Here is a 26,303-nt window from a genome sequence, read left to right on the forward strand (position 1 = left end):
GAGCTCCCGTTCTTAAAAAAGAACGTTCTCGTTGACAGGACAGGCTTTCGGCGGGACCATCCCGGCACTTGGCCAGGGCCATCGAGCGGGTCTGTCCCGTGAGCCCGGCCCTCCGATCCGTCCAAAGAATCCCGCCTCCCCATGATCCTCTCCCCGCCTCTGCGCGACACCGCCGAAGGGCTCGCCCGGCTTTTCGCCGAACGGGCCGAGGGGCACGACCGCGCCGGCCGATTCGCGCATGACAACATCGCCGATCTCCGGAATGCCGGCCTGCCGGGGTTGATCGTGCCGCGTCGGCTCGGCGGCGGCGGCGCGGGGCTGGGGGCGGCCGCGATGGTGGTCGGCACCCTGGCGCGGGGCGAGCCCTCCACCGCCCTGGTGGTCACCATGCATTTCCTCCAGCACGGGCTGATCCATGCGCGGGAAAGCTGGCCCCGGGCCATCGCCGACCGGCTCGGCCGCGCGGCGGTGCAGGACGGTGCGCTCATCAACGCCCTGCGGGTGGAACCCGAGCTCGGCACCCCCGCCAGGGGCGGACTGCCGGAGACGGTGGCGCGGGCGACGGCCACGGGCTGGCGCGTCAGCGGCCGCAAGATCTACTCCACCGGCAGCCCGGCCCTCACGCACGGCCTCGTCTTCGTCCGCACCGACGAGGCGGAGCCGCGCATCGGCAACATCCTCGTGCCCATGGCCTCGCCGGGCGTGCGGATCGAGGAGACATGGGACCATCTCGGCCTGCGCGCCAGCGGCAGCCACGACGTGATCTTCGAGGATGTGGACGTGCCGGCAGACCATGCGGTGGACCTTCGCCCGCCCGAAGGCTGGCGCAAGGCCGATACCGACCAGCAGGCCTGGAGCACGACGATGCTGTCGGCCCTCTACGACGGCGTCGCCCGCTCCGCGCAGGCCTGGTTCATCGCCTTCGCCAAAGACCGCAAGCCCGGAAGCCTCGGCCAGAGCCTCGCCACCCTGCCGCGTTTCCAGGATGCCATCGGCGAGAACGAGCGGCTGCTCGCCGTCAACGCCCGCCTGATCCGGAGCGTCGCCGCGGACGTGGACGGGGGCGCCTGCCCCTCGGTGGTGGAATCCGGCTTCCTCAAGGCCACCGTCACCGAGAACGCGATCCAGGTGGTCCAGCGGGCCGTGGAGCTGGCCGGCAATCCCGGCCTGTCGCGGGCGAACCCGCTGGAGCGGCACCTGCGCGACGTCCTGTGCGGGCGCATCCACTGGCCGCAGGCCGATGCTGTCCGCGTGTCCGCCGGCCGCGCCGCCCTCGGGCTCTGACATCACTTCCCCTTCCGACACGGACAAGGAGATCGCAATGAGCTTCCTTCCAGCGGACGCCGTCGAGTTCATCGGCTTCGCCGCCCCCCGCTACACCTCCGAGACCCATGCGGCTTCGGGACCGGCCATCGACCGCGAATACCTGCGCCTGCTCGCCCAGGCGCATGAATGGGGCGGGTTCGACCGCATCCTGGTGGCCTTCTACGCCACCCAGCCCGACGCGCTGCTGCTCTCCGCCCAGATCGCGGCGGTGACCGACCGCATCGGACTGATGATCGCCCATCGGACCGGCTTCACCGCGCCGACGGTGGCCGCGCGCCAATTCGCGACCCTCGACCAGCTGACCGGCGGGCGGGTCGCCATCCACGCCATCAGCGGCGGCGACGACAGGGAGCTGGCGCAGGACGGCGACCACCTCACCAAGGACGAGCGCTACGCCCGCACCGACGAGTTCCTCACCATCGCCCGGCAGGTCTGGACCGCCGAGGCGCCGTTCGATTTCGCCGGTGCGCATTACAGGATCGACCGCGGCTTCTCCGAGGTGAAGCCGGTGGACCCGCGCGGCATCCCGGTCTTCTTCGGCGGGGCCTCGCCGGCCGCCATCGCGGTGGCCGGGCGGCACGCCGACACCTACGCCCTGTGGGGCGAGAGCCTCGATCAGGTCCGGGAGGCGATCTCAAGGGTCCGGGCGGCGGCCGCCCCTCATGGCCGCGACCCGCGTTTCAGCCTGTCGTTCCGGCCGATCCTGGCCGCGACGGAGGAGGAAGCCTGGGCGAGGGCCGAGGACATCCTGGCCCGCACCCGCGCCACCCGCGCCGCCAGGGGTCTCGGCCCGGCACCCGCGCCCGCGAACGAGGGCTCGCGGCGCCTGCTCGCGGCGGCCTCTCAAGGGTCCAGGCTCGACAAGCGTCTCTACACCGCCATCGCCCGGGAGACGGGCGCCTCGGGCAATTCCACCGCCCTCGTGGGCACGCCGGAGCAGGTGGCCGACGCCCTCCTCGACTATCACGACCTCGGGGTGCGGACCTTCCTGATCCGCGGCTTCGACCCGCTGGAGGACGCCATCGCCTATGGCCGCGATCTGATCCCCGCTTTCAAGCGCCTCCTCGCCCGGCGTGGCGAGCGGGCAGAGGCCGCCTGATGCGCGCCCTCGTCACCATCCTCGCCCTGCTGGCGTTCACCGGCATCGCCCGCGCCGACGAGGCGGTGCTCCGCGTCGGCGATCAGCGGGGCAATGCCCGCGCCCTGATGGAAGCAGCCGGCGTCCTCGCCGACCTGCCCTACAAGCTCGAATGGAGCGAGTTTCCCGCCGCCGCCCCCCTCCTCGAAGCCCTGAACGCCGGGGCGATCGATGCCGGCGGCGTCGGCGACGCGCCCTTTACCTTCGCGGCCGCCGCCGGGGTCCCGGTGAAGGCCTTCGTCGCCTTCCGCAACAAGCAGGACGGTCTCGCGATCCTCGTGGCCAAGGACTCGCCGATCAGGACGGTGGCCGACCTGAAGGGCAAGAGCATCGCCACCAACCGAGGCTCCATCGGCCATCAGGTGGTGCTGGCCGCCCTGGAGGAGGCCGGCCTTCCGGCCAATGCCGTGACCCTGCGCTTCCTGCCGCCGGCGGATGCAAAGATCGCGCTGGCCAGTGGCAGCGTCGATGCGTGGTCGACCTGGGAGCCCTACACCTCCACCGCCGAGCTCGCCGGCCTCGCCCGCGTGGTCCGCGACGGCAACGGCATCACACCGGGACTGAGCTTCGCGGTGGCCTCCGACAGCGCCCTGAAGACCAAGCGGACGCAGCTCGCCGATTTCGGGCAGCGCCTCGTGAAGGCGCGGGAATGGGCGCTGAAGGATCCCGCCCCCTACGCGGCGGTCTGGTCGAAGCTCATCGGCCTGCCGGAGACGGTGCCGCTGCGCTGGTTCTCGCGGGCGGAGTACCGTGCCGTTCCCATCGACGACGCGGTGATCGCCGACGAGCAGCGCAACATCAACCTCTATGTCCGCTCCGGGCTGATCCCCGCCGCGCGGGCGCCGCGCGCCGACCTCATCCTCGACAGGAGCTTCGAACCGCCGGCGATCGCGGTACGTTGACACGATTGCCGCCGAGGACCGGACCCATGCACGACCCTTCCGACCACAGCCACGACCACGCCCATTCCGATCACGACCACGCGCATGACCACGAGGCGGCGCCCGCCACCGAGCGCTGGAAGCATGACGGCGTGCGGGTGATCCCCGGCGACAAGCTCGATTCCAACACCGCCCAGACGCCGGGCATGTTCCGGCAGGCGGCGATCAACCATGCCCGTGTCGGCGCGCAGAAGATCTGGGCCGGCACGGTGGCGATCGCCCCCGACGCCAAGACCGGCGTGCACCATCACGGCGCCCTCGAGAGCGTGATCTACGTGGTCTCCGGCCGCGCCCGCATGCGCTGGGGCGACAAGCTCGAATTCGTGGCCGAAGCCGGCCCCGGCGACTTCATCTTCGTGCCGCCCTACGTGCCGCACCAGGAGATCAACGCCGATCCGGACCAGCCCCTGAACTGCGTCCTGGTGCGCTCCGACAACGAGGCGGTGGTGGTCAACATCACCGATGTCGAACCCGTGGAACGGCCCGAGACGGTCCATTGGGTCGACCCCATCCACAAGCATCCCTGACCTGCCGCCTGCGAGACCTCCTTTCATGATCCATCGTCGCCACGCGCTGCGGGCCGCCGCCGCGCTGAGTCTTCTCGCCCTCGCTCCGGGACGCGTGCTCGCCGTCGAGGCGAGGACGCTGCGCATCGGCTACCAGAAATCCTCGACCCTGATCGCCCTGCTCAAGCAGGACGGCAGCCTGGAAAAGGCGCTGGAGCCCCTCCAGGTCGGCCTCACCTGGCACGAATTCACCAGCGGCCTGCCGGTGATGGAGGCGCTCAACGCAGGCCAGATCGACCTCTCGGCGGACGTGGCCGACACGGTGCCGATCTTCGCCCAGGCCGCCAATGCGCGGATCACCTACGTGGCGCAGGAGGCCGCCTCCCCTGCCGCGCAGGCCATCGTGGTAGGGGCCGACTCGCCCATCAAGACGGTGGCCGACCTCAAGGGCCGCAAGGTCGCGGTGACGAAGGGCGCCGGCAGCCACTACCTCCTCCTCGCCGCCCTGAAGGCGGAGGGGATTCCGTTCAAGGCGATCACGCCCGCCTATCTCACCCCTGCCGACGGGCGAACGGCGCTGGCCAGCGGCGGAGTCGAGGCCTGGGTCGCCTGGGATCCGTTCCTGTCGGCCGCCGAACTGCAATCGGGCGCCCGCATCCTGAAGGACGGCACCGGCCTGTCGCTCTACAAGCGCTACTACCTCGCCTCCGACGCGTACGCAGCCAAGCACGGCGACATCCTCGACATCGTCTTCGCCAAGCTGCGCGACACCGGAACCTGGGTGAAGGCCCATCCCGACGAGGCCGCCACCCGCCTCGGCGCCCTGTGGAAGCTCGATCCGGCCATCGTGGCCAAGGCCAATGCCCGCCGCACCTACGTCGTCGAGCCGGTGACCCGCGACGGGCTCTCCGAGCAGCAGACCATCGCCGATGCGTTTCGCGCCGAGGGCCTGCTGCCGCGCCCGGTCGATGCCTCGGCGCTCGGCATCTGGGCGCCGACCAAGTCCTGACGCCGCCCACGAAAAATCCCGATGAGCCGGGCTCATCGGGATCGAAGCGTTCCTCACCGCATGAGAAACGGGCTCACCACTTGTAGGAAACGCTCGCCACGACCTTGCGCTGAGTGCCGTAGAAGCAGGCGGCCTCCGATGAGCAGGACGAGACGAAGCGGCGGTCGCCGATGTTGATGACGTTCACGGCAGCACGCCAGCCGGCGTAGTCGTAATGCACCGCTGCATCGAAGGTGACGTATTCCGGCACGGTGAGCGTGTTGTCGATATTGGCGAAGGACCGACCGACATAGTTGACGCCGCCGCCAAAGCCGAACCCTTTGAAGTCGCCGAGAGGGATCGTGTAATCCGCCCAGAGCGAGGCGAGGTTTTCGGGGATGCCCACCGGTACGAAGCCGATGCGCGGATCGGTCGGGCCGGCGCCCTCGAGCGTGCGTAGGCCGTAGATCGTGTACGAGGCGGTGAGGTTCAGCCCTTCCGCCAGGGTCGCTACGGCCGAGGCCTCGAACCCGCGCGAACGGACCTTGCCGACTTGAATGTTGACGAAGGGATCCTCCGCGGTGGCGGTCAGCACATTGTCGCGCACAAGATCGAAGGCCGCCACCGTGAACAGGGTGTTCCAACCCACCGGCTGGAACTTAGCGCCGACCTCGATCTGCTCGCCCTTCTCGGATTTTGCGGGGACATTGCCAGCGAGCAAGCCAGCCGTTGGGTTGAAGGAGGTTCCGTAGGTGACGTAGGGCGCAAGACCGTTGTCGAAATTATAGATGAGGCCGAGTCGGCCGCTAAAAGCACTCTCGTTGATCTGCGTCGACACACTGCCAGGCAGTTTATTGACTACGTTGTTCTCAACGAAATCCTGACGTCCACCAATCAGAAACGTGAGGTGATCGGTTAGGGCCACCTGATCCTGAAGGTAGAGCCCGACCTGCTGGAGTTGCTGATTTGCTACCCGGTAGGGAGCCGTTGGCCCGGCTGCCTGGTAATAGCGTGGGAACAGGACGCTGAGAGGCGGCACAGTGAAACTCGTAGCCTGGGTATCGGACAGGCTGTAGCGCTTGTAGTCCACGCCCATCAGCAGAGTGTGGCCGAAGTAACCGTCGTTGAATCGAGCTTCCGCCTGATTGTCGACGGTAAAGATCCCCGCCCTTGGCGTAGTCTGGAAACCGTATCGGTTCAGCACCGTCTGAGAATCATCGGTGTAACCATTGGCGACGTAGCGCTGGTCGCTGACTTCGGTGAACGAATAGCGGAAGTTTTGGCGCACGGTCCAGACATCGTCGACGTGATGCTCGAACTCGTAGCCGAGATTGGCCTGGTTGCGGGTGTAACGATCGATGAGCGGGTCGCTGGCGTTGAGCTTGCGGTCGATGCGGAAGCCCGACGCGTTGTTGCGCACGGTGCCGGCATAGGGAAGGAACTGGCCGGCACCGCCGGTCTCGTCGCGCTGGAAGCTCGTGAGCACCGTGAAGGTGGTGGCACCGTCGGGCTTATAGGTGATGCTCGGCGCGATGTAGTAGCGGTCCTCGGGCGCGAAGTTCACCTGGGCGTCGCCGTTCTGGAAGCGGCCGGTCAGCCGGTAGAACCAGTGGCCGGATTCGTCCACCGGGCCGCCGAGATCGAAGGCGGCGTAGCGCTGGCTGAACGAGCCACCGCCGAGTTCGAGGTAGCGCAGGGGCGTGAAGGTCGGACGCTTGGAGACGATGTTGACGAGGCCGCCCACGGGGCTGCCGCCGAACAGGGTGGCGGCAGGGCCGCGCAGCAGTTCGATGCGCTCGGCGCCGAACGGGTCGATGCGGAAATTGGCGAAGGAGGTCTGGAACAGCTGGAGCCCGTCCCGGAACAGGCCGGATTCCGTGGCCGAGAAGCCGCGGATCAGGAACCAGTCGAGGCGGGTGTCGGGGCCGAACTGGTTGGCGTAGATCCCCGGCGTATAGCGCACGGCCTCGGACAGGGTTTGGGAGCCCTGCGCCTTGATCTGCTCGGCACCGACGACGCTGATCGATTGCGGGGTACGGATGATCGGCGTGTCGGTCTTCGTCGCCGTGGCGCTGCGGGTGGCGACATAGCCGTCCACCGGGCCGCGGGCGGTCTCGGGCGCGCGCCGCCCATTGCCTGCTCCCGCTCCGTTCCCACCTCCCGAGCCTTCGACGCTCAGGGTCTCGAGCGTCACGGCCCGTTCCTGCGCCGCGGCGGCGCCCGTCAAGGCGAGCACGATGAGTGACACGCCGGCTGCGAGAGTGGCAGGACAGGCGAAGGAAGGGGACGACATGGGAGTGCGGCTCCGGGTGACGGACAGCAGAACGGGCTCGCGGAAACGGCGAGACTTGCCCTGCAGCGTTGTTTAGAATTATGATAAACTACTGTAATACAACGTGTATTCGCCCTTCCGCCGTAGCTTTCGGCTTGGGAGGTGGCAAGATACCCAACACTATTCGTTGGTCGCCGTTGCCGGTTCGACACAGAGCGCAAGGGTTGTCCTGCGGTCGCACGCTCAGCCTGTGCGAGATGTCCGCGCCCAGGACGATGCGGGATCGGGGCGGGAGCCAGCGGATCGGGAGGTGGAACCGGATCAGGGCCGGGGCCCGTTCTCGACGCGACGCTGTGCGTGGCGGAGTGCGGCCTGTCCTGGATGACGGCCGATGGAACTCATCCCCGGCGCGGCCGGCCGGGGATGAGGGGAGTGGCGGAGGCCTTACTTCAGACGGTCGGCGGCCCAGGCGATGTGGTCGTCCATGAAGGTCGAGATGAAGAAGTAGGAGTGATCGTAGCCCTCGCGCATGTTCAGCGTCAGGGGGATCCCGGCCTTCTCGCAGGCCTCTTCCAGGAGCCAGGGGCGCAGGCCATCCTGCAGGAAGCTGTCGGCCGTGCCCTGGTCCACCAGGAACTCCGAAAAGCGCTTGCCGTCCTCGATCAGCGCGGTGGCGTCATGCGCGCGCCAGGCCGCCTCGTTGGTCCCGAGATACTTCTCGAAGGCGGGCTTCGACCATCCGGCGGTGGAGGGCTGGGCGATGGGCGCGAAGGCCGAGCAGGACTTGAAACGGTCGGGATAGGTGAGCGCGATGGTCAGCGCGCCGTGGCCGCCCATGGAGTGGCCGAAGATGCCCTGGCGGGACATGTCGGCGGGGAAGTTCTCGGCGATGAGGGCGGGGAGCTCCTCGGTGACGTAGCTCCACATCCGGTAATTGGTGGCGTAGGGCGCCTCCGTCGCGTCGACATAGAAGCCGGCGCCCGAGCCGAACTGCCAGTTGCCGGCCTCGTCGGGAATGTCCGCGCCGCGCGGGCTGGTATCCGGCGCCACGATGATCACGCCATGCTCAGCGGCGGCGCGGCGGTACTCGCCCTTGTCCATGACGTTGGCATGGGTGCAGGTCAGGCCGGACAGGTACCAGAGCACCGGCACCGGGCCGTTCTCGGCCTGCGGCGGCACGAACACCGCGAAGGTCATGGGACAGCCGGTGGTCTTGGCATCGTGCTTGTAGACGCCCTGCGTTCCGCCATGGGCGCGGGCCTTCGAGATGGTTTCCATGCGGTGATCTCCTGATGGGGGTGAGTGGATCGTATTTAGCGAATCTCATCGGAAGGTGCGCATGCCCCCTCTCCCCGCACGCGGGGAGAGGGTCGCGGACACCTTGCCGTGTCCGCGACGAGCGGAGGCGAAGCCGAAGCGATGGTGAGGGGGCGGTTTCGGAGGAGTCTTGTACGGAGGCGCCCCCTCACCGTCGGCTGCCGCCTCGACGCGCCGACGACGGGGGCGTCGCGTCCCTCTCCCCGCAAGCGGGGAGAGAGGATGCTCGTTTCTTCAGTAAACCACCACCGAGCGGATCGACTTGCCTTCATGCATCAGGTCGAAGCCGTGGTTGATGTCTTCGAGCGGCATGGTGTGGGTGATCAGATCGTCGATGTTGATCTTGCCCTCCATGTACCAGTCGACGATCTTCGGCACGTCGGTGCGGCCACGGGCGCCGCCGAAGGCCGAGCCCTTCCAGACGCGGCCGGTGACGAGCTGGAACGGACGGGTGGAGATCTCCTTGCCGGCCTCGGCCACGCCGATGACGATGGACTCGCCCCAGCCGCGATGGCAGCATTCGAGGGCCTGGCGCATGACGTGGACGTTGCCGGTGCAGTCGAACGAGAAGTCCGCGCCGCCACCGGTGACGTCGAGGATCGCCGCGACCACGTGATCGTTGCCGACCTCTTTCGGATTGATGAAGTGGGTCATGCCGAACTTGCGGGCCATCTCCTGCTTGTCCGGGTTGATGTCGACGCCGATGATCTTGTCGGCACCGACCATCCGGGCGGCCTGGAGCACGTTGAGGCCGATGCCACCGAGACCGAACACCACGACGTTCGCGCCGGGCCAGACCTTGGCGGTGTAGATCACCGCGCCGATGCCGGTGGTGACGCCGCAGCCGATGTAGCAGATCTTGTCGAAGGGGGCGTCTTCGCGGATCTTGGCCAGGGCGATGGCCGGCAGGACCGTGAAGTTCGAGAAGGTCGAGCAGCCCATGTAGTGGAACAGGGTGTTCGCGCCGCTCGGGCTGCCGCCGGTGGAGACGCAGGAGAAGCGCGAGGTGCCGTCCGGCATCACGCCCTGGCCCTGCGTGGAGCGGATCGCGGTGCAGAGGTTGGTGCGCTGCGACAGGCAGGACTTACAGCTGCGGCATTCCGGGGTGTAGAGCGGGATGACGTGATCGCCGACCTTCAGGTCCGTGACCCCGGCGCCGAGCTCGCGGACGATGCCCGCGCCCTCATGGCCGAGGATCGCCGGAAACTTTCCCTCGGAATCGAGGCCCGACAGCGTATAGGCATCGGTGTGGCAGATGCCGGTGGCCATCAACTCGATGAGGACTTCGCCGGCCTTGGGGCCTTCGATGTCGATGGTCTCGATGGTGAGGGGCTTCTTGGCCTCCCACGCGACCGCAGCGCGCGTCTTCATATCATTATTCTCATGTCTGGACGATCACGGACGGTGTCGAACTGCCGACTCTTCGGCTTCGCCTCATCCAGGGGAGGGCAAGCCGAACGGCCCGAAAATCTGGTTCGTGCAATGATGGTTCTGGAGGCGAGATGCAACGCCCTCGGGCCGCGCGGGAGGTCGCGTCACCCCTGTGTTGTCGCGGAAGCATACCCGCCGGCCCCTCAGCGGTAGCCGGCAGCCTGCAATTCGAACAGCTCCGCGTAGCGCCCGCCCCTGACCTGGAGTTCCTCGTGCGTTCCGGCCTCGATGACCTTGCCCCCGTCGAGGACGAGGATGCGGTCGGCCATGCGCACGGTGGAGAAACGGTGCGAGATCAGCACGCAGCTGCGTCCCCGGCTGAGATCGCGAAAGCGCTGGAACACCTCGAACTCGGCGCGGGCGTCGAGGGCGGCGGTGGGCTCGTCGAGGATCAGGATCTCGGCCTCGCGCATATAGGCCCGGCTGAGCGCGATCTTCTGCCATTGGCCGCCGGAAAGGTCGACGCCGTCGGCGAAGCGCTTGCCGAGCGGCTGGTCATAGCCCAGCGGCAGGCGTTCGATCACGCCGTCGGCGAGGCTGCGCCCGGCGGCGCGGGCGATGCGGGCAGCATCCTGACGCTCGTCGATGCGCCCGACGGCGACGTTCTCGGCGGCGGTGAAATCGAAGCGCACGAAATCCTGGAAGATGACACCGATGCGGGCGCGCAGGTCGTCGAGATCGTAATCGGAGAGCGGGCGGCCATCGAGCAGCACACGGCCCTCGGTGGGGTCGTAGAGCCGTGTCAGGAGCTTGACGATCGTGGTCTTGCCGGCGCCGTTCTCGCCCACCAGGGCCAGCACTTCCCCGGCGGCCAGGCGGAAGCTCAAGGATCGGACCGCCCAGGTCTCGGTGCCGGGATAGCGGAACCCGACCTTTTCGAAGACGATGCCATCGGTGATCGGCTGCGGGAACGGGACGGGCCGCTCCGGCGAGCGGATGGAGGGCTCCACCTCGAAAAACGAGAACAGGTCTTCGAGATACTGGGCCTGCGAGGAAATCTGCGAGAAGCCGAGCAGCAGGCCCTCGATCAGGCCGCGCAGGCGCTGGAACGAGCCTGCCAGGAAGGCGAGATCGCCGATGGAGAAAGCACCCGCCACCGTGCGCCAGACGATGGTGGCATAGGCCGCGTAATAGGCGAGCGTACCCAACGCCGCGAAAAGGCCGCCCCAGCCGGCCCGGCGGATGGCCAGCGCCCGGTTGTCGGCCAGGAGCTTGGCGGCCACGATCCGGTAGCGCTCGGCGATATAGGCGTTGAGGCCGAAGAGCTTGACCTCCTTGGCCGATTCCACGCTGGCCCCGAGATAGCGCAGATAATCGATCTGCCGCCGCTCCGGGGTGCGGGTCCAGGCGAGGCGATAACCCTGCCTGTTGAAGTAGAGCTCGTTGAGGAAGGCCGGGACCAGGGAGCCGGCGAGCAGCAGGATCAGCCAGGGGGCGTAGGCGGCCAGACCGATACCGAAGGCGACGAGCGTGATCAGATCCTGCCCCTGCCCGAAGAGCTGAAACAGCAGGTTGGAGCGCCCGGTGACCTGCCGGCGGGCGCGTTCCAGCCGGTCCTGCTGGGCACTGTCCTCGAACTGTTCGAGGTCGAGGGCGGCGGCATGGCGCATCAGCCGGAGGGTGGCGGCATTGGCGTAGAGGTCCGCGACCAACCCGTCGGTGAGGGTGCTCAACCGCCCCAGCAGATCGGACAGGATGGCGAGGCCGAGCTCGACGGCGACGAGGCCGGCGAGACGGCTCAGGGCGGGGTCCGCCATCCAGCCGGCGAGGCCGGTTCCGGCCGGATGGGGCCGGGCATGCTCCGCGACGATGGCGTCGAGGATGAGCTTGGCGAGATAGAGCATCAGCACCGGCAGGCTCGCCCGGACAAGGCGCAGGGCGAGGCTCGCCATCAGTAGCCGGGGGCTCGCGGCATGAACGAGGCGGAACAAGGCCGGCAGGTAGCGCAGCGCGCCCACGCGCTCGACGACGAACCGGTTCAGCGAGGGAGCGAAGGAGGTGGCGGACATCGCGGCGGACCATGCCGTGGCCGGCCCCGTCCGTCGATGCGTCGTAGGGTGCGCGATGGACTTCCCCGGCGGCGTCGCCGCGGCAGCCTCATGCGACGGGCGTTCAGATGATCCGCTTCATCGCGCAGACGCCTGAGGACATCGGGCATGACGGCAAGACTTTGCTTTCTGTCCCATGTTAGAATCCCGCCCGCACTGTGCGCGTGAGGCGGGTTGGATGCTCAGCGGTTCGACTCTTCTACGGGTGGTCGTGCTCTTCGTCGTGGCGGCGGCGCTGGCGGGCCTGGTCCAGGCCTTCTGGCCGCAGGGCAGCGACGATCCGGCGCCGCCGGTGCAGCGCACCGAGCCGACCAAGGCCAGTCCGCAACAATCCGCGCCCGTGCCGCCCGAGCGTCGCGCGGAGCCGGCGCCCTCGGCACAGCAGCCCGTCCCTGCCGCTCCTGCGGCCCCGCAAGCCGTCCTTCCGCCGTCTCCGATCCGGCCGCTGCCGCGACAAACGCCGCCCGGCCCGCCGGAGGGAGCGAATTCCGCGCTCAACCCGGCCCCCCTCCCCTATGGCGGCCCCGTGGCGCCCCTGGCCGAGAGCCCTCCCCTGAACGCGACACCCTCCGAGACGCAGCAGGCCAGCGACAATGCGGGACCGGCGGCGGTCTCCGTGGTGGATCTCAACACCGCCTCGGTCGCGGAGCTCAACGGCCTCAAGGGCGGCGGCATGATCGGCCGCGCCATCGCCCAGCGCCGGCCCTATGCCTCGGTGGATCAACTCCTCTCGAAACGCGTCCTGAGCCGGTCGACCTACGAGCGGATCAAGAACCAGGTGACCGTGCGTTGAGCGATGGAGGCTGGCTTGGTGCTGGCATCGGGCGCCGCCGCTTCGTAAGATCGGCGAGAGGATCGTGGGCGACAGCCATGCGATCCACCGAAGAGACAACGAGGCGTCGGGGCCGGATGGGTGAGATGCGTGCCACCACGGCTCGGCGAGGGACGGCCCGGTTCGCCGGCATCGCGCGGACCCGTTCCGCATGGCCCGCCTCGCGGGACCCCGCCCGCGTCCATCGCGCCAGAAACCCTTGAAAGGATCCGATATGTTGACACAGCCTAGCAACATCACCCTGCGCGACGACCTCGGGGTGACGGAGACCTCCGAGACCGACAACGTGGTGCGGTGGGACGGCGAGCGGCTCTATGTGGAGCACGACATCTATCACAACGGCCAGCTCGTTCATAAGAAGTACCGCAAGAACGTCACCGAGCCCGTGGCGCGGGCGCTCCAGGCGCTGATCAACCGCGCCAAGCAATAGGCGCGGCGCCGTCAGGCCCCACGGTCGGAGAAGACCGCCGCCCATTAGCGGGATCGGCCCTGCCGGGGCCGGTGATGGGGCCGCAAAACCCATCACCGATCTCAGTGATGGCGGTCGCAGGAGCGCGTCACATCCCGTCAAAGGCCGGGCGCGGGGTGGGAACAGCGCAAGGCGGACGCCTCGCCTCAGTAGCGGGCCGTCAGGCTGGCGAGGACGGTGAGCGGTGAGCCGGGGAGGTTGTTGAACTGATTGAAGGGCTGCTCGATGTAGCGGCGATCCGTGAGGTTGCGTCCGTTCACGGCGAAACGCCATGTCGGGTCGATCTCGTAGAACACCGTCGCGTCGAGGCGCGCATAGGCGCCGACCTTGTAACTGTTGGTGATGTCACCGAAGCGCTCGCCCACATAGGTGACGCCGCCGCCGAATCCCCAACCCCGCATGGGGCCGCTCTGGAACTGATAGGTCGACCACAGGCTGGTGCTGAAGGTCGGGGCGGCCGGGAGCCGGTTGCCGATGGCGATCGTCGTATCCTGCGTCACCCGCGCATCGAGATAGCCGATACCGCCGATGATCCTCCAGCCGGGCAGGATCTCGCCGGCGATGTCGGCCTCGACGCCCTGCGAACGCTGCTCGCCGGTGATGATGGAGAAACCGGTATTGGAAGGGTCGGCCGCGGCGACGTTCGCGCGAATGATCCGGAAGGCGGCGGCGCTCAGGGTGAGACGATCGGGGATCAGGTCGATCCGCGTGCCGATCTCGACCTGCTCGCCTGTTTCCGGCGCCGGCGTAAGGCCACCGATCACATTGGCGGTCTGGGGCGTGAAGGAGGTCGTGAAGCTTCCATAGACGGTGAGCGGCTCGATCGGCCGCCAGACCAGGCCGACGCGCGGCGAGGTTCCGGTGACGTCCTGAGTCGGAGGCACGGTGTTGTTGGTGGCGGTGCGCTGGAAATACAACTGGTTGGCCGTATCCAGGCGGACACCGAGGACGAGTTGCAGCCCCTCGGCCAGCTCGATCTGGTCCTGCATGTAGGTGCCGACCATGAACAGCTTCTGCCGCAGGTCGCTCTGCAGGGCGAGCGTTCCGATCTGCGGGATCGATCCCCGGATCGGGTTGAGGAAGGAGACCGGGCTGGCCGTGCCCTGCTGCGAATAGGGATGCCGGTAACCATCGACGATCTCGACGCCGAACAGGGCCGTGTGGCGGAAGCCGAACAGATCGAAACGGGCAACGGCTTCCGTCTGGCTGTCGATCGAGTTGTAGATGGACTCGACCTCGGTCAGGCGCCGCGTCAGCGACGCCCCGTTCGCGCTCACTCCGGTGGCACGGGTGGCGAACACGTCGAACCTGCCCCACTGGCCGTTGATCACCTGCCGCAAGGTCAGGCTTTCGTTGACGTCATGCTCGGCCTTCAGGGTGATGGAGTTCGATTCCCCATAATACCGGGACCATGACTCGCCATAGTAACGGCGGATATTGTCCAGGGGCACCCGGCCCCGGAAAGCCGTGAGACCTTCGTCATACTGGCTGTGCTGGCGCGAGAACTCGGCATTCAGGGAGATCCGCGTCGAAGCATCGGGGGTCCACAGCAGGGACGGCGCAAAGAAATGGCGTGAATTGGCAGGGCCACCGAAATCCCGGAAGGTGGGGTCGTCCTGCGTGGCGAAGCTGAAGCGGGCGGCGAGCCCGTCCGTCCCCGGGACCGCTCCCGTCACCGAGCCTTGAAGCCGCCGGAAGGCGTAAGACCCGCCCTGCAGGGTGAGGTCCGCGGAAGGCGTGAGCATCGGCTGGCGCGTCACGATATTGATCAGGCCACCGGGATCGCCCCTGCCATAAAGGACGGAAGTGGGACCCTTGAGCACTTCCACGCGCTCGACATTGGCGAGGTCGCGCTGCGTCGGCTGGAAAGTGTTGGCTGGGTTCAATAGGACGCCGTCGATCGCGTAGGTCTGCGTGTTGAAGCCACGCAGCACATAGGTGTCGGACCGGCCCTGGATGGTGCCGGCGGGCTGGACATTGCTCACATTGGTGAGCGCATCGGTCAGGCGGATGTCCTGCTGGTCGACGAGCACGTCACGGGGAACGACCTGGACCGATTGCGGAGAGTCGCGCAGGGCGGTGTCCGTCCGGGTCGAGGTCGCGGAACGGCTCGCCCGATAGCCGGTGACGGGGCCGCTCGCCCGCTCGCCACTGCCGACCACCGACAGCTCCGACAGGACCACCGCGCTCTCGGCCGGAAGCGTCTGGGCCTTCGCGGCGGAGAACGGCCCGACACCGACCGCCAGAATGGTGACTATATTCAGGACGACGAGCGGGCGCAGCATTGTGCTGCAATATAATTCAGCCACTAATTTGCTCATTGTGTCGTCGTCTCAAGTCTCGGCACGTCATTGTCGATATCGAGATCTGTTGAAGGACAGACCTCTCCGCAACAAGCACGTTTCACTCAACACGAGGGGGCACAACTCAGTTCATACACCCCTGTTGTAATTCGATGACGCTTTGGAAAAGCTCTAAACTATTTACGATCAAGATATAAAAGAGGAAATTCATAGTAGAGCAGTTCATTTATTGCCGAACACCATCACCCTGCGCGACGATCTCGGGGTGACCGAGACCTCCAAGATCGACAATGTGGTGCGGTGGGATGGCGGGCAGCTCTATGTGGAGCAGGACATCTATCACAACGGCCAGCTCGCTCCTGAGAAGGACCGCGGGAACGTGACCGAGACCGAGACCGCGGCGAAAGCGCTCCGCGCGCGGATCAATCGCGCCAAGCAATGGCGAACACGAAACGCAGTTCCTCGGTCACCGGCCCGGCGGAGAGGCGCATGCATGCGCCGGGATCGGGGCCGCTCCGAGCGACGATTTGGTAAGCCCGATTCCGGGCATCCCTGGACGACCGCAAGATTCTGCACGATGGTGCGACCGCTCGCGCTCGGGTCGTCCGCGATGCTCCGTATGGTGTCGGTCGTCGCTGCAGGCGGCGACGGAGGTTCCCGGCGATGGTCCTGTCCCGCTATGTTGCCGTCTTCGCAGCCCTGTTCGCCGCCCTGCTGATCTGCGTGCCGGCCAACGCGCAGCAGGCCGAGAAGCGCATCGCCCTCGTGGTTGGCAACGGCGCCTATGAGGGGGCACCCATCGCCACCGCCGCCAACGATGCCGGCCTCATCGCGCAGACGCTGCAGGCGGCAGGCTTCGACGTCGTGGGCGCGCGCGACCTCGACGAGGACACCCTGCGCAAGGCCCTGCGCGACTTCCTCGACAAGGCGGCGGCATCGGGACCGGACACGGTGGCCTTCGTCTATCTCGCCGGATACGGGCTGCAGCTTGAGGGCGAGACCTTCTTCGCCCCGGTGGATGCCCGCATCGCCACCGCCGTCGACGTTCCCGTCGCGGCCCTGCGCGTGTCAGACTACATCAAGCGCCTCTCCACCGTTCCCTTGAAGGCCCGGTTCGTCGTGCTCGATGCGGCCCGCGCCAACCCGTTCGTGAAGACGGGGGAGCCGCTGGCCGGCGGTCTCGCCCTGGTGGAGGCCGAACCCGGCAGCCTCATCGCCTACAACGCGGCGCCCGGTACCGTGGCGCCGCCCGAGACGGGGGCCTATGGCACCTATGCGCAGGCCCTGGTGGAGATGATCCGCGAGGGCGGTCTCCAGCCGGCGGCGCTCTTCGACCGGGTGCGCCTGCGGGTGAGCGAGACCACCGGGGGCGCGGCCATGCCCTGGGACGATTCCAAGATCGAGGTGCCGTTCGTATTCTTCGAGCGCAATGCAGATGCGCCCGCCCCGGCGCAGGCCGAACCGATCGCGGCCCTCCGCGACCGGCCGTTGCGCGAGATCGGCGCGCGGGACGCCTATTCGGTCGCCGTCGAGCGCGACACCCTGCAGGGGTACCAGGATTTCCTCGGGGCCTATCCCGACGACCCGATGGCCAAGCGCGTGCGCGCCATCGTGGCCGCGCGGCGCGAGGCGACGACTTGGCGCCGCGCCCTGTCGTCCGGCACGCAGGACGCCTACTGGTCCTACCTTTCGCGCTACCCGCGCGGACCGCACGCGGCGGATGCGCGCCGTCGCCTCGCCCGCCTCTCCGCCCCGCCGAGGCCCCCCGAGGCCTTCACAGCGCTCTCCTTCGATCTGCCCCCGCCGCCGCCGGAGGAGGAGAGCTATTTCGACCGGCAGGTCGTCGCCTTCGACGACCCGGCCTATGCCCTGCCCCCGCCGCCCCCCGGCATGCTGGCACCCCGCCCGGCCTATATCGTGGACATCGCGGCGCCGCCGCCCGAGGACGAGTCGTTCGCCCTCCCCGTCCCCCTCTTCGAGCCGGTTCCGGCCTATGTGAGCGCGCCCGCCTACATCGTCGCGCCGCCGGACAACGTCATCTATCAGAACATCCACAACACGGTGGTGATCAACGAGATCAACCGGCGCGTCATCGAGCGGCCGCGCGGACCTTCGGCGGCGGCTCTCGTGGGCGGTGCCGCCGGTCTCGGAGCGGCGGCACTCGCCGCCCGGGTGGCGCTGCCGCCCTCCCTGTCGCACCGCGCCGGCCGTCACGACGCCGGCCCCACCGCCGACGGCCCTCGACGCGACCGCCCCGGCCTGCCGCCGGGCGCCCGCGACGAAAGACCGAACGGTCCCCGCATCGGCCGCCCGCTCCCCGCGGTAGGCGCCCCAGACCCGCGCGCCGCACGGCCGGACCCGAAGGCTTTGCCGGACCCGAGGCCGGTCGCGAACACGCGCCCGTCCGGTGACGTCGGCGGACCGCCGGACCGCGTGCGCCCGGGGGACGGCAAGACCGGGCCGGACCGGAAGGCCGCCATCGACCGTCGTCCCCCGCCCGATGCGGCGAACCCCGTCGGCCCCGGAGCCGGACGCGGCAACGCCGATCCCGCCGACCGTGCGGCCTTGCGACGGGAACGGATCGAGCAGCGCCGGGAGGCGGCCCGCGCCGCCGCCAAAGCCGAACGACCGCAGCTGCGTCCCGCCCTCGACCAGCCGCGAGACGACCGCGCCCGCGAGGGGCGTCCGGGCCATGATCGGGTGGCCCGGCCGGGCGTCGAGCCGAACGGCATCGAGCGCGCCAGACGGGAGCCAGCCAACCCCAATCGCGAAGCAGCCGGGCAGCCGCCGCGACGCGGCCCGGATTCCGATGCCCTGCAGCGCCAGCAGCAGAGGCTTCAGATCCAGGAGACCCGTCAGCAACAGCGGATGCAGATGGAGCAGCAACAGGCCGCCCGGCGCCAGCAGGGCCAGGCCCAGCAGCAGCAGATGATGCAGCGCCAGCAGATCCAGGAGAACCGCCAGCAGCAGCGCATGCAGATGGAGCAGCAGCAACAGGCACAGCGCCAGCAGATGCAGGCCCAGCAACAACAGCAACAGGCTGCCCAGCGGCAACAGATGATGCAGCAACAGCAGCAGCAACAGGCGGCTCAGCGCCAGCAGAGGCAGGCTCCGCCATCGGGCGGGAACCCGCACTGCCATCCGGGCCGGCCCTGCCGCTGAGGCGGCTTCTCCCAGGAAGGGGAGGATGAGCCCGGACCTCGTGTCGGGCTTCGCTGAGACCGACTTGCATCCATCGGCGCGGATCCCCACCGATGGTCGTCCTCAGCGCGTTCTGCGGACGCCCGCCGCGCCTGAGGTCAGTCGAGGTCTTTCGAGAATGCGCGCGCGAGCCGCTCGACCGTTGCATCGTCGACGCCGTCGGCGACGAAGTCGGCACGCCAGGAGCGCATGCGGATGGCGAGGGTGGCGACGATGTCTCGGGCCTCGTCCGGCGAGAGGTCGAAATCCTCGACCCGTGTCAGGCAGTTGCCGGTGGTCGGGTAGCTCCCGGATCGACCGACGCCGATGGCCTGCTGGGGATCCATATCCGGTTGGGGGACCACGTCGAAGGCCTGGGACAACCGCCACCCGTCGCCGCATCGGAGGAAGGCGTGGTTCTTGAGGTGATCGTCCCGGTTGCCGCACAGGACGTTGAACACCATGCGGCGGAACAGTTCATGGCGGTCGGACACGTGACGCGCGCCGTGCCGGAGGAGGAACATGGCGAGGTCGGGGTAGGAACCGGAATCGGAGGTTTCATCCAATCCGAGAGCGGTCAATCCGCTCATGTAGTGGCATGTCGGGTGGTAGGGGGCCGCATCGCGGTCGAAGCGCTTCACCAGGACGACCTTGCGAGGCCCGACCGCGAGAACCCGGGTTTCGGCGGCGTCGATCCCGCAACGGGATGTCAGACGCATCGTCGCGTGCTCTGCGCCGCATTGGTCGTAGGTGTCGTCCCGCCTTTGGAACTTGGCGATCCATAAGGCACCCTCGTACTCGATGACGGCCTTCGGTCGGGTGACGAGGTCCGTGGCGCCGTCCTCGCGGCGGACATGGACATAGACGTCAGAGGTCATCGAGGTTCACATCGCGCGGGCGACGCGCACGGCTGGGAAGGCGGCTGGTTTCGATGGAAGCGGCCAGGTGGTCGTTCTCGGGGCTGACCGCGCGCCGGACGGCCGGGAACAGGCCAAGGGTCCAGACGGCCCTGGCGAAGACGCCGAGCGACACCGAAGGATCGCCTTTTTCGAGCTTGCGCAATGTCGGGAGGGAGACCCCCACGCGGGACGCGAGGTCGGATGCAGGCTGACGTCGGCGCAGTCGCGCGGCCCTGATGGCCTGCCCGATCTCGCGAAGCCCCTCCGAAACCTCGAAGGGAGCATGTGCCGAGCGTTCGTTCGTCATGCAATCATCCTTGCATCCCAGGCAGCTTAGATGAAAGTATGTTTTCTATTTCGGAGGATTCCTCCCATCGAATATAAGCTGCGGCGTCTCCGGAATCGGCATCCGCGTTTATCGCGACACCGTCCACGTAGTCGTGCCGTCCTTGTTGTCCTTCACGGTGACGCCCATGGCGACCAGGGCGTCGCGGGCGCGGTCGGAGGCGGGCCAGTCCTTGGCGGCGCGGGCGGTACGCCGGGCCTCGATCGCGGCCTCCACGGCCGCCACGTCGACGCCTGCGGCGGCGATGGCGCTGTCCGCCCGCGCCGACTGCGTCCGCCCGAGGAGGCCGAGGAGACCCGCCCCGGCCTTCAGCGCCGCCGGATCGTCGAGGCGGTGCAACTCGGCGAGGGCGGCGGCGGTGTTGAGGTCGTCGAGGAGCGGCTCCACCACGGAGGCCGGCACCTGGGCGACGGCGGCCACGTCGCCGACGATGCCGTACCAGCGGTCGATCATCTTCGCCGCCTCCTCCAGCCCGCGAACGGTCCAGTCGATGGGCTGGCGGTAATGCGTCTTCAGCATGGCGAGGCGCACGACCTCGCCGGGCCAGTCCTTCAGCACCTCGCGCAGGGTGATGAAGTTGCCGAGCGATTTCGACATCTTCTGCCCCTCCACCTGGAGGAAGCCATTATGGAGCCAGACATTGGCCATGACGTCGGTGGCAAAGCAGCAGCGCGACTGGGCAACTTCGTTCTCGTGATGGGGGAAGATCAGGTCGATGCCGCCGGCATGGATGTCGAAGGTCCGGCCCAGATGCTTCCACGACATGGCCGAGCACTCGATGTGCCAGCCGGGCCGCCCCGGCGCGGCGATGCCGGCCGGAGAGGGCCATGACGGTTCGCCGGGCTTGGAGGGCTTCCACAGGACGAAATCGAGGGGCGAGCGCTTGTAGGGCGCCACCTCGACGCGGGCGCCGGCCTCCATCTCGTCGAGGGGCCGCTTGGAGAGCGCGCCGTAATCCGCCATCGAGGGCACGTCGAACAGCACATGGCCGTCCGCCACGTAGGCGTGGCCCGATGCCACGAGCCCGTCGATGATCGTGCGCATCTCGGCGATGTGGTCGGTGGCGCGGGGCTCGACGAAGCGGGGGCGTTCGCCCGCCACGTTCACATCCTCGGCCATCAGCACGCCGAGGTCGCGGATGTCGCCGTGGAAGGCGGCGAGCGTCCCGTCGGTGAGTTCGCGGATGGTGATGCCGCGTTCGGCCGCGCGGGCGTTGATCTTGTCGTCCACGTCCGTGACGTTGCGGGCATAGGTGACGTGCGCCTCGCCGTAGAGGTGGCGCAGCAGCCGGAACAACAGGTCGAACACGATGATCGGCCGGGCATTGCCGATATGGGCGGCGTCATAGACCGTCGGCCCGCAGGCATACATCCGCACATGCGTCGAATCGATCGGCGCGAATGGCGCCTTCTCGCGGGTCAGCGTGTTGTAGAGCCGCAACATCGGCGCCATGAAACCGTCTTTCGTAACCCTGGAACGAGACGGCTCCGCCACCGGCGGATGCCGCTTGTCCCCATGCCCTAAATCCCGAGAACCGATCAACTTTTACGAGTCGCGGGGCATGCGCCCGGAAACCGCGATGATCAGATCGGCCGGACGCCATGCACCCTACGTGTTGCACGGAGGCGACGGACCCTGCCGACCAACTGCGCTACCCTAAAACGGTGATGAATTCGAGAACGACGCCGGAAGAGGTTCGGTCAAGGTCGCGACAATCCGGAAAGGATTTGTTTACCGACGACGCCGAGATTTTCCCAAACGCGAATCCTCCCAACCGGTGAATCCCGCCTTTCGTGGATCCCGTCATCAAGGTCACTGCCCATGCGACGCTCGGCTGCCGGTCTCGGCGCTCTCTGCGCCTTCGCGCTCATTTCCTCCGCCGCCCTGGCCATCGGTGACGGCGAGACCCCGGCCCGCGTCCCGGGCCATGCGGAGAAGACGTTCCTGATCCCCGCCGGCGAAGGCTACGGCGTCGGCGAATGTCTGGCGGCGGGCAGCGGCTCGTGCGGGCAGGTCGTGGCCGATGCCTGGTGCGAGGCGCAAGGGTTCGCGGTGGCCGGCTCCTTCGGCCTCGCCGCTCCGGAAGACCATACCGGTGCGATCGACCAGCCGGAGACGCGGACGCCCGTAGAGCCGCCGATCCGCATCACCTGCAAGGACTGACCCGCGAGGAGCGACCTCTCCGTGTTCGAGGCGGCCCGGCCTCGTGCCGGCACCGCCTCCGGGCCGGATCAGCCCTTGAAGAAATCGCCGCAGCGGGGCGGCGCCTCGGCTGTGCCCCACGGCATCAGCGGAACAGCCGTGGTGGAGTTCTTGGGCGAGCCCTGGATCACCTTGTCGGAATAGACCATGTAGATCAGCGTGTTGCGCTTCGCGTCGCAACCGCGGACGATCTGCATCGACTTGAAGATCAGCGACCGCCGTTCGCTGAATACGACTTCGCCCTGCTTGAGCTTGTCCTTCGGATTCTTGAACGACACCGGGCCGACCTGCCGGCAGGCAAGGGAGATGTCGGAGACGTCCTCGGCGAGGCCGAGCGTACCCTTGATTCCCCCCTTCTCGGGCTGCGTGTACCAGCAGGCGATGCCGGCGACCTCGGGGTCGTCGATGCCGTAGACCACGAGCTTGTCGTTGGGGGTGAGCGGGCGCCACACGGTGGACTTGTCGAAGATCCGGTCCGTATCGTCGGCGCGCGCCGCCGTCCCGCCCATGACCAGCGCCGCCAACCCCGCCGCCACCGCCCGGCTTGTGAGACTCCGAAGACACATCATCACATCATTCCCCTCAAGTTTGCCGATGGGCATGTGGGAACACTGTCCCGCTTAGGCGAGGGCGGTTAGACACCCTTTGCAAAGGCGTTCTTCCGTACCCTGCCCGAGGGCCGGAACCGCCCAGCTTCACACCCGTTTCTGACAGGTCATGCCGCTGATCCCTCCACAGATCCGCAAGCTCGTCGCAACGCTCGGCGCCGCCATGGCCGCCATCGCGTTCGGGACAGCCGTTCAGGCGCAGGCACCCAACGCCCAGTGCCAGCGATACCGCTTCGAACTCGCCAATCTGAGCGACGGCGCCAATACCGCCCGCGCCCTTCAGAACGAGATCGGCCGGCTGGAGGCCTATTACCGGACCCTGAGTTGCGAGGGCGGCAAGTTCCTGTTCTTCGATTCGCGCCCCCCGCAATGCGGCGCGGTGGAGCAGCGCATCCGGGCGCTCCAGGCCGGCTACGGCGCCGAGAACGGCGAAGTCACTGCCGCCCGGCGGCGCCAGCTCACGGCCGCCATCGCCTCCTCCTGCGCCGATAGCGGCCCGAAGATCGTCGAGGGCGTGACCGGCGAGCAGCGCGGACGGGGCGGGCCGCAGGTGGTCTGCGTCCGGACCTGCGACGGCGCCTATTTCCCGATGAACAACCTGCCCGATGGCCGCGAAGGCGCCAACGAACTGTGCCAGGCCCTGTGCCCCGGCACGGAGGCGGTGGCCTATTCGATGCCCCATGGCGATGACGCGCTGAAACAGGCCGCGTCGGTCAAGGGCAGCCGGGCCTATGTCTCGCTCGCCAACGCCTTCAAGTTCCAGAAGAGCTTCACGCCGGACTGCTCGTGCAAGAAGGCGAACCAGACCTGGGCCCAATCCCTGGTGAAGGCCGAGAGCATGCTCGTCCGGCACAAGGGCGACATCTTCGTGACGCCGATGCAGGCGGAAGCCATGTCGCGGCCGAAGGTGCGCGTCACCCTCGCGGGCCGCGCGGACAAGACCGCCGCCATCCTCGCCGCCGATGCTGCGAACCGGAACGGGGCGGTCGTCTCCGAGGCCGGCACGGTTCGCGAGGGAGCGGGTGCCGAAGCCAATCCGGGCGCGACGGCGGTGGCGGTCGTCGCAGGCGGCGAAGCGCGGCCGAGTGTCCGCATCATCGCGCCGAACATGATCGCGACGCCGGCTCGATCGGCCGCGCCCTGACGGTCTTTGCCGGGGCGAGGTGCGGCCGATGCCGCATCCTCTGCGAGATCGCCGATCCGTCCCGGCATTCCTCGGGCAACGTATTGACCGAAAACGGTCTTTCCAATTCGCGCCGCCGATGACCCCCGGCGGGACGGCGGAATACGGGTGAATGATCCGTCAGTGAATCCGGAACCATCCGGGCTCCATTCGGTTCCGATGGCCACATCCACGTTTGTGAGTGACCATCCATGCGGACCACCCGCCTGCTTTTTCTGACCAGCACCATGCTACCGGCCCTGATCCTATCGGGCCCCCTCTCGGCCAGCCCCGACAGGGGCGGGTCGGGCGTGATGCTGCTCGCGCAGGCGGGTCCGGGAGCCGAGCGCGGCGACCCGCGTGGAGGCGGCGATGCCCCCCGTGGCGGCGCGGCGAGGCCGGAGAGAGCCGAGCGTCCGGAGCGTGCAGAGCGCCCGGAAAGGGCCGAACGCCCCGAGCGCGCCGAACGACCGGAGAGGGCCGAACGCCCCGAGCCGCGCCAGGAGAAGGTCCCCGCCCGGGAAGAGCGTGCCCCGGCCGAGCGGCCCGCCCGCGCCGAACGTCCTGACCGCCCCGAACGTCCTGACCGCCCGGAGCGTCCTGATCGCCCCGACCGTCCCGAGAAGCCCGACCGCGCCCCGGCCGAACGGCCGGCCCCGCCGGCTGCGCGCGAGCGCAATCCCGATCCGGCCCCAGCCAAGCCGGCGCCGAAGGAGGCTCCGGCCCCGCGCGAGCGTGCCCCGGCCGCTCCCGAGCGCGACGCGACGCCCGATCGTCCTGCCCGCCCCGAGCGTGGCGACAGGCCCGACCGGAACGAGAAGCCGGATAGACCCGAGAAGCCCGACCGGGGGGACAAGCCGGACAGAAGCGCCAAGCCCGAGCGTGGCGAAAGGCCCGATCCGAGCAGCAAGCCCGAGCGCGGGGACAAGCCCGAGCGTGAGGGCAGGCCGGACCGGAACGAAAAGCCCGACCGGAACGATAAGACCGATCCCACCCGTCGCGGCGCACCGGACGCAACGCCGGACGCCAAGACGCCGGACGCCAAGACGCCCGAGACCAAAGCCCCCGACGCGAAGCCGGCTCCCAATGCCCGGCCGGGCGTTCCGGGAAAGCCCTTCGTCCCGCCCGGTCAGGCGCAGGAAAAGAACGATCGCGACGACAGGCGCGGGCCGGACGACAAGCGTGGAGCGGACGACCGACGCGGGCCGGACGACCGACGCGGGACGCCGGACGACAACAGAGCCGGCACGCCCAACCGCCCGGCAGCGGGTGATCCCGAGCGGCGCGGCGAGATCGAGCGGCGCGATCGCGAACGCCGCGAGGCTTTCGAACGGAAGGATGAGCGTGATCGCCGCGACGTGTTCAACCGACCGGGCCGGCCCGGTTATGTCGAGGGCGGTTTCCGTGGCAACGACGTGCGCAGCTACGACGAAGTCCGTCGCGACCGGCGTGAGTTCAACGAGGGCGGACGGACCTATATCCGCGAGCCCGGCCGCATCATCGTGCGGGATCGCGACAATTACTTTATTCGTCACGATGAGAACGAGCGCTTCCGGTATCTCGACCGCGGTGCCTATCGCAGCGAGCGCCGTGGCGGCGACACGATCACCTATCTCGATCGTCCGGGCGGTATCCAGATCGTCACCGTGGTGGACGATGACGGCCGCCTCGTGCGCCGTTCGCGCCGCTTCCGCGACGGCCGCGAGGTCGTGATCATCGATAACGGCTTCGGCGGTCCGCAGCGTCCCATCTACGAGGACGTGGTCGACCTGCCGCCGCCGGACATCCGCATCCCCCGCGACCGCTACGTAGTGAACTACGAAGGGGCCGACGAGCGGCAGGTCTACGAGGCCCTGTCCGCCCCGCCGGTGGCGGCGGTGGACCGGCGCTATACCCTCGATCAGGTGCGCTACAGCCCGCAGCTGCGGGCACGGATGCGCAGCGTCGACATCGACACGATCACCTTCGATACCGGATCGTTCGACGTGACGCCTGATCAGGCCTCGCGACTCGGCAACATCGCGGCGGCGATCAACCAGGCGGTGAAGGCCAACCCGCAGGAAGTGTTCCTGATCGAGGGCTACACCGATGCGGTGGGCAGCGAGGTCGACAACCTCTCGCTCTCGGATCGTCGCGCCCAGTCGGTGGCCACGGTGCTCAGCCAGAACTTCCAGGTGCCGCCGGAGAACCTCACCACCCAGGGCTACGGTGAGCAATCCCTCAAGGTGAACACCCAGGAAGCCTCGCGGGAGAACCGCCGGGTCACGGTACGCCGCATCACCCCGCTGATCCAACAGCAGGGCGAGGCCGCCGAGGCGCCGCCCAAGTAAGTCGT

The 26,303-nt window shown here is 68.2% G+C and carries 20 protein-coding genes and 1 pseudogene; 12 read left to right on the forward strand and 9 right to left on the reverse strand.

The window, feature by feature from the left end; translation table 11 throughout:
- Positions 1-141 precede the first annotated feature (141 nt).
- From K368_RS0102185 to K368_RS0102205, 5 genes are read left to right on the forward strand one after another with little or no spacing between them, the layout of a single operon-like run.
- A complete protein-coding gene (locus K368_RS0102185; protein ID WP_027170954.1) occupies positions 142-1,284 on the forward strand; it encodes an acyl-CoA dehydrogenase family protein in 1,143 nt (380 codons plus the stop codon).
- 37 nt (positions 1,285-1,321) lie between these two features.
- A complete protein-coding gene (locus K368_RS0102190; RefSeq protein WP_027170955.1) occupies positions 1,322-2,425 on the forward strand; it encodes an LLM class flavin-dependent oxidoreductase in 1,104 nt (367 codons plus the stop codon).
- Positions 2,425-3,366 carry an ABC transporter substrate-binding protein gene (locus tag K368_RS0102195; protein WP_155934978.1) on the forward strand — a complete coding sequence of 314 codons (942 nt, stop codon included), beginning with the start codon at positions 2,425-2,427 and terminating at the stop codon, positions 3,364-3,366. The genes K368_RS0102190 and K368_RS0102195 overlap by 1 nt, the downstream gene beginning before the upstream one ends.
- 26 nt (positions 3,367-3,392) lie before the next feature.
- A complete protein-coding gene (locus K368_RS0102200; RefSeq protein ID WP_027170957.1) occupies positions 3,393-3,932 on the forward strand; it encodes a cupin domain-containing protein in 540 nt (179 codons plus the stop codon).
- Between the two features lie 25 nt (positions 3,933-3,957).
- Complete coding sequence (locus K368_RS0102205) at positions 3,958-4,920, forward strand: aliphatic sulfonate ABC transporter substrate-binding protein (RefSeq protein ID WP_036265898.1); 963 nt, start codon at positions 3,958-3,960, stop codon at positions 4,918-4,920.
- A gap of 73 nt (positions 4,921-4,993) precedes the next feature.
- Here K368_RS0102205 and K368_RS0102210 read toward each other — a convergent pair whose 3' ends face one another.
- The 4 genes from K368_RS0102210 to K368_RS0102225 form a co-directional block, all read right to left on the reverse strand.
- Positions 4,994-7,192 (reverse strand): TonB-dependent siderophore receptor, encoded by a 2,199-nt coding sequence (locus K368_RS0102210; RefSeq protein ID WP_027170959.1) that lies wholly within the window; start codon positions 7,190-7,192, stop codon positions 4,994-4,996.
- Between the two features lie 423 nt (positions 7,193-7,615).
- Positions 7,616-8,449 (reverse strand): S-formylglutathione hydrolase, encoded by an 834-nt coding sequence (gene fghA / locus K368_RS0102215; RefSeq protein WP_027170960.1) that lies wholly within the window; start codon positions 8,447-8,449, stop codon positions 7,616-7,618.
- A 273-nt stretch (positions 8,450-8,722) separates the two neighbouring features.
- Complete coding sequence (locus tag K368_RS0102220; RefSeq protein ID WP_027170961.1) at positions 8,723-9,859, reverse strand: S-(hydroxymethyl)glutathione dehydrogenase/class III alcohol dehydrogenase; 1,137 nt, start codon at positions 9,857-9,859, stop codon at positions 8,723-8,725.
- A 203-nt stretch (positions 9,860-10,062) separates the two neighbouring features.
- Positions 10,063-11,928, reverse strand: coding sequence for an ABC transporter ATP-binding protein (locus tag K368_RS0102225; protein ID WP_027170962.1), 1,866 nt, complete (start codon positions 11,926-11,928; stop codon positions 10,063-10,065).
- Between the two features lie 217 nt (positions 11,929-12,145).
- On the opposite strand from K368_RS0102225, the gene K368_RS0102230 reads away from it, so the two are divergent.
- Together K368_RS0102230 and K368_RS0102235 are read left to right on the forward strand one after the other, a co-directional pair.
- Positions 12,146-12,760 (forward strand): helix-hairpin-helix domain-containing protein, encoded by a 615-nt coding sequence (locus K368_RS0102230; RefSeq protein WP_027170963.1) that lies wholly within the window; start codon positions 12,146-12,148, stop codon positions 12,758-12,760.
- Positions 12,761-13,013: 253 nt separating this feature from the next.
- Positions 13,014-13,229: a hypothetical protein gene (locus tag K368_RS0102235; protein WP_018041891.1), complete on the forward strand. Its 216-nt coding sequence runs from the start codon at positions 13,014-13,016 to the stop codon at positions 13,227-13,229.
- Between the two features lie 185 nt (positions 13,230-13,414).
- On the opposite strand, the gene K368_RS23705 is transcribed toward K368_RS0102235, so the two are convergent.
- Entirely contained in the window at positions 13,415-15,553 is a 2,139-nt protein-coding gene (locus K368_RS23705; protein ID WP_197030969.1) for a TonB-dependent siderophore receptor, read from the reverse strand.
- 247 nt (positions 15,554-15,800) lie between these two features.
- Here K368_RS23705 and K368_RS27235 point away from each other — a divergent pair.
- Together K368_RS27235 and K368_RS23710 are read left to right on the forward strand one after the other, a co-directional pair.
- Positions 15,801-16,010, forward strand: a pseudogene (locus K368_RS27235) (hypothetical protein); the annotation flags it as partial.
- A gap of 224 nt (positions 16,011-16,234) precedes the next feature.
- Positions 16,235-18,733, forward strand: a complete 2,499-nt coding sequence (locus K368_RS23710; RefSeq protein WP_051439723.1) for a caspase family protein — start codon at positions 16,235-16,237, stop codon at positions 18,731-18,733.
- 137 nt (positions 18,734-18,870) lie between these two features.
- On the opposite strand, the gene K368_RS23715 is transcribed toward K368_RS23710, so the two are convergent.
- The 3 genes from K368_RS23715 to cysS form a co-directional block, all read right to left on the reverse strand.
- Positions 18,871-19,629: a HipA domain-containing protein gene (locus K368_RS23715; RefSeq protein ID WP_051439724.1), complete on the reverse strand. Its 759-nt coding sequence runs from the start codon at positions 19,627-19,629 to the stop codon at positions 18,871-18,873.
- On the reverse strand, positions 19,619-19,957 hold the full coding sequence (locus K368_RS0102260) for a helix-turn-helix domain-containing protein (RefSeq protein WP_027170965.1): 339 nt from the start codon (positions 19,955-19,957) through the stop codon (positions 19,619-19,621). Before K368_RS0102260 ends, K368_RS23715 begins: the two co-directional genes overlap by 11 nt.
- A 108-nt stretch (positions 19,958-20,065) precedes the next feature.
- On the reverse strand, positions 20,066-21,448 hold the full coding sequence (cysS, locus tag K368_RS0102265; protein WP_027170966.1) for a cysteine--tRNA ligase: 1,383 nt from the start codon (positions 21,446-21,448) through the stop codon (positions 20,066-20,068).
- A 369-nt stretch (positions 21,449-21,817) separates the two neighbouring features.
- Here cysS and K368_RS0102270 point away from each other — a divergent pair, with 369 nt between their 5' ends.
- Positions 21,818-22,159 (forward strand): hypothetical protein, encoded by a 342-nt coding sequence (locus K368_RS0102270; RefSeq protein ID WP_027170967.1) that lies wholly within the window; start codon positions 21,818-21,820, stop codon positions 22,157-22,159.
- Between the two features lie 68 nt (positions 22,160-22,227).
- Here K368_RS0102270 and K368_RS0102275 read toward each other — a convergent pair whose 3' ends face one another.
- Positions 22,228-22,764 (reverse strand): CreA family protein, encoded by a 537-nt coding sequence (locus K368_RS0102275; RefSeq protein ID WP_155935308.1) that lies wholly within the window; start codon positions 22,762-22,764, stop codon positions 22,228-22,230.
- A gap of 151 nt (positions 22,765-22,915) precedes the next feature.
- Between K368_RS0102275 and K368_RS0102280 the strand changes: the two genes are divergently transcribed.
- Positions 22,916-23,950 carry a DUF2865 domain-containing protein gene (locus tag K368_RS0102280; RefSeq protein WP_027170969.1) on the forward strand — a complete coding sequence of 345 codons (1,035 nt, stop codon included), beginning with the start codon at positions 22,916-22,918 and terminating at the stop codon, positions 23,948-23,950.
- Positions 23,951-24,180: 230 nt separating this feature from the next.
- Positions 24,181-26,298: an OmpA family protein gene (locus K368_RS0102285; RefSeq protein WP_027170970.1), complete on the forward strand. Its 2,118-nt coding sequence runs from the start codon at positions 24,181-24,183 to the stop codon at positions 26,296-26,298.
- Positions 26,299-26,303 lie beyond the last annotated feature (5 nt).

Origin of the sequence: Methylobacterium sp. 10 (assembly GCF_000519085.1) — a bacterium.
Classification (GTDB): Bacteria; Pseudomonadota; Alphaproteobacteria; order Rhizobiales; family Beijerinckiaceae; genus Methylobacterium.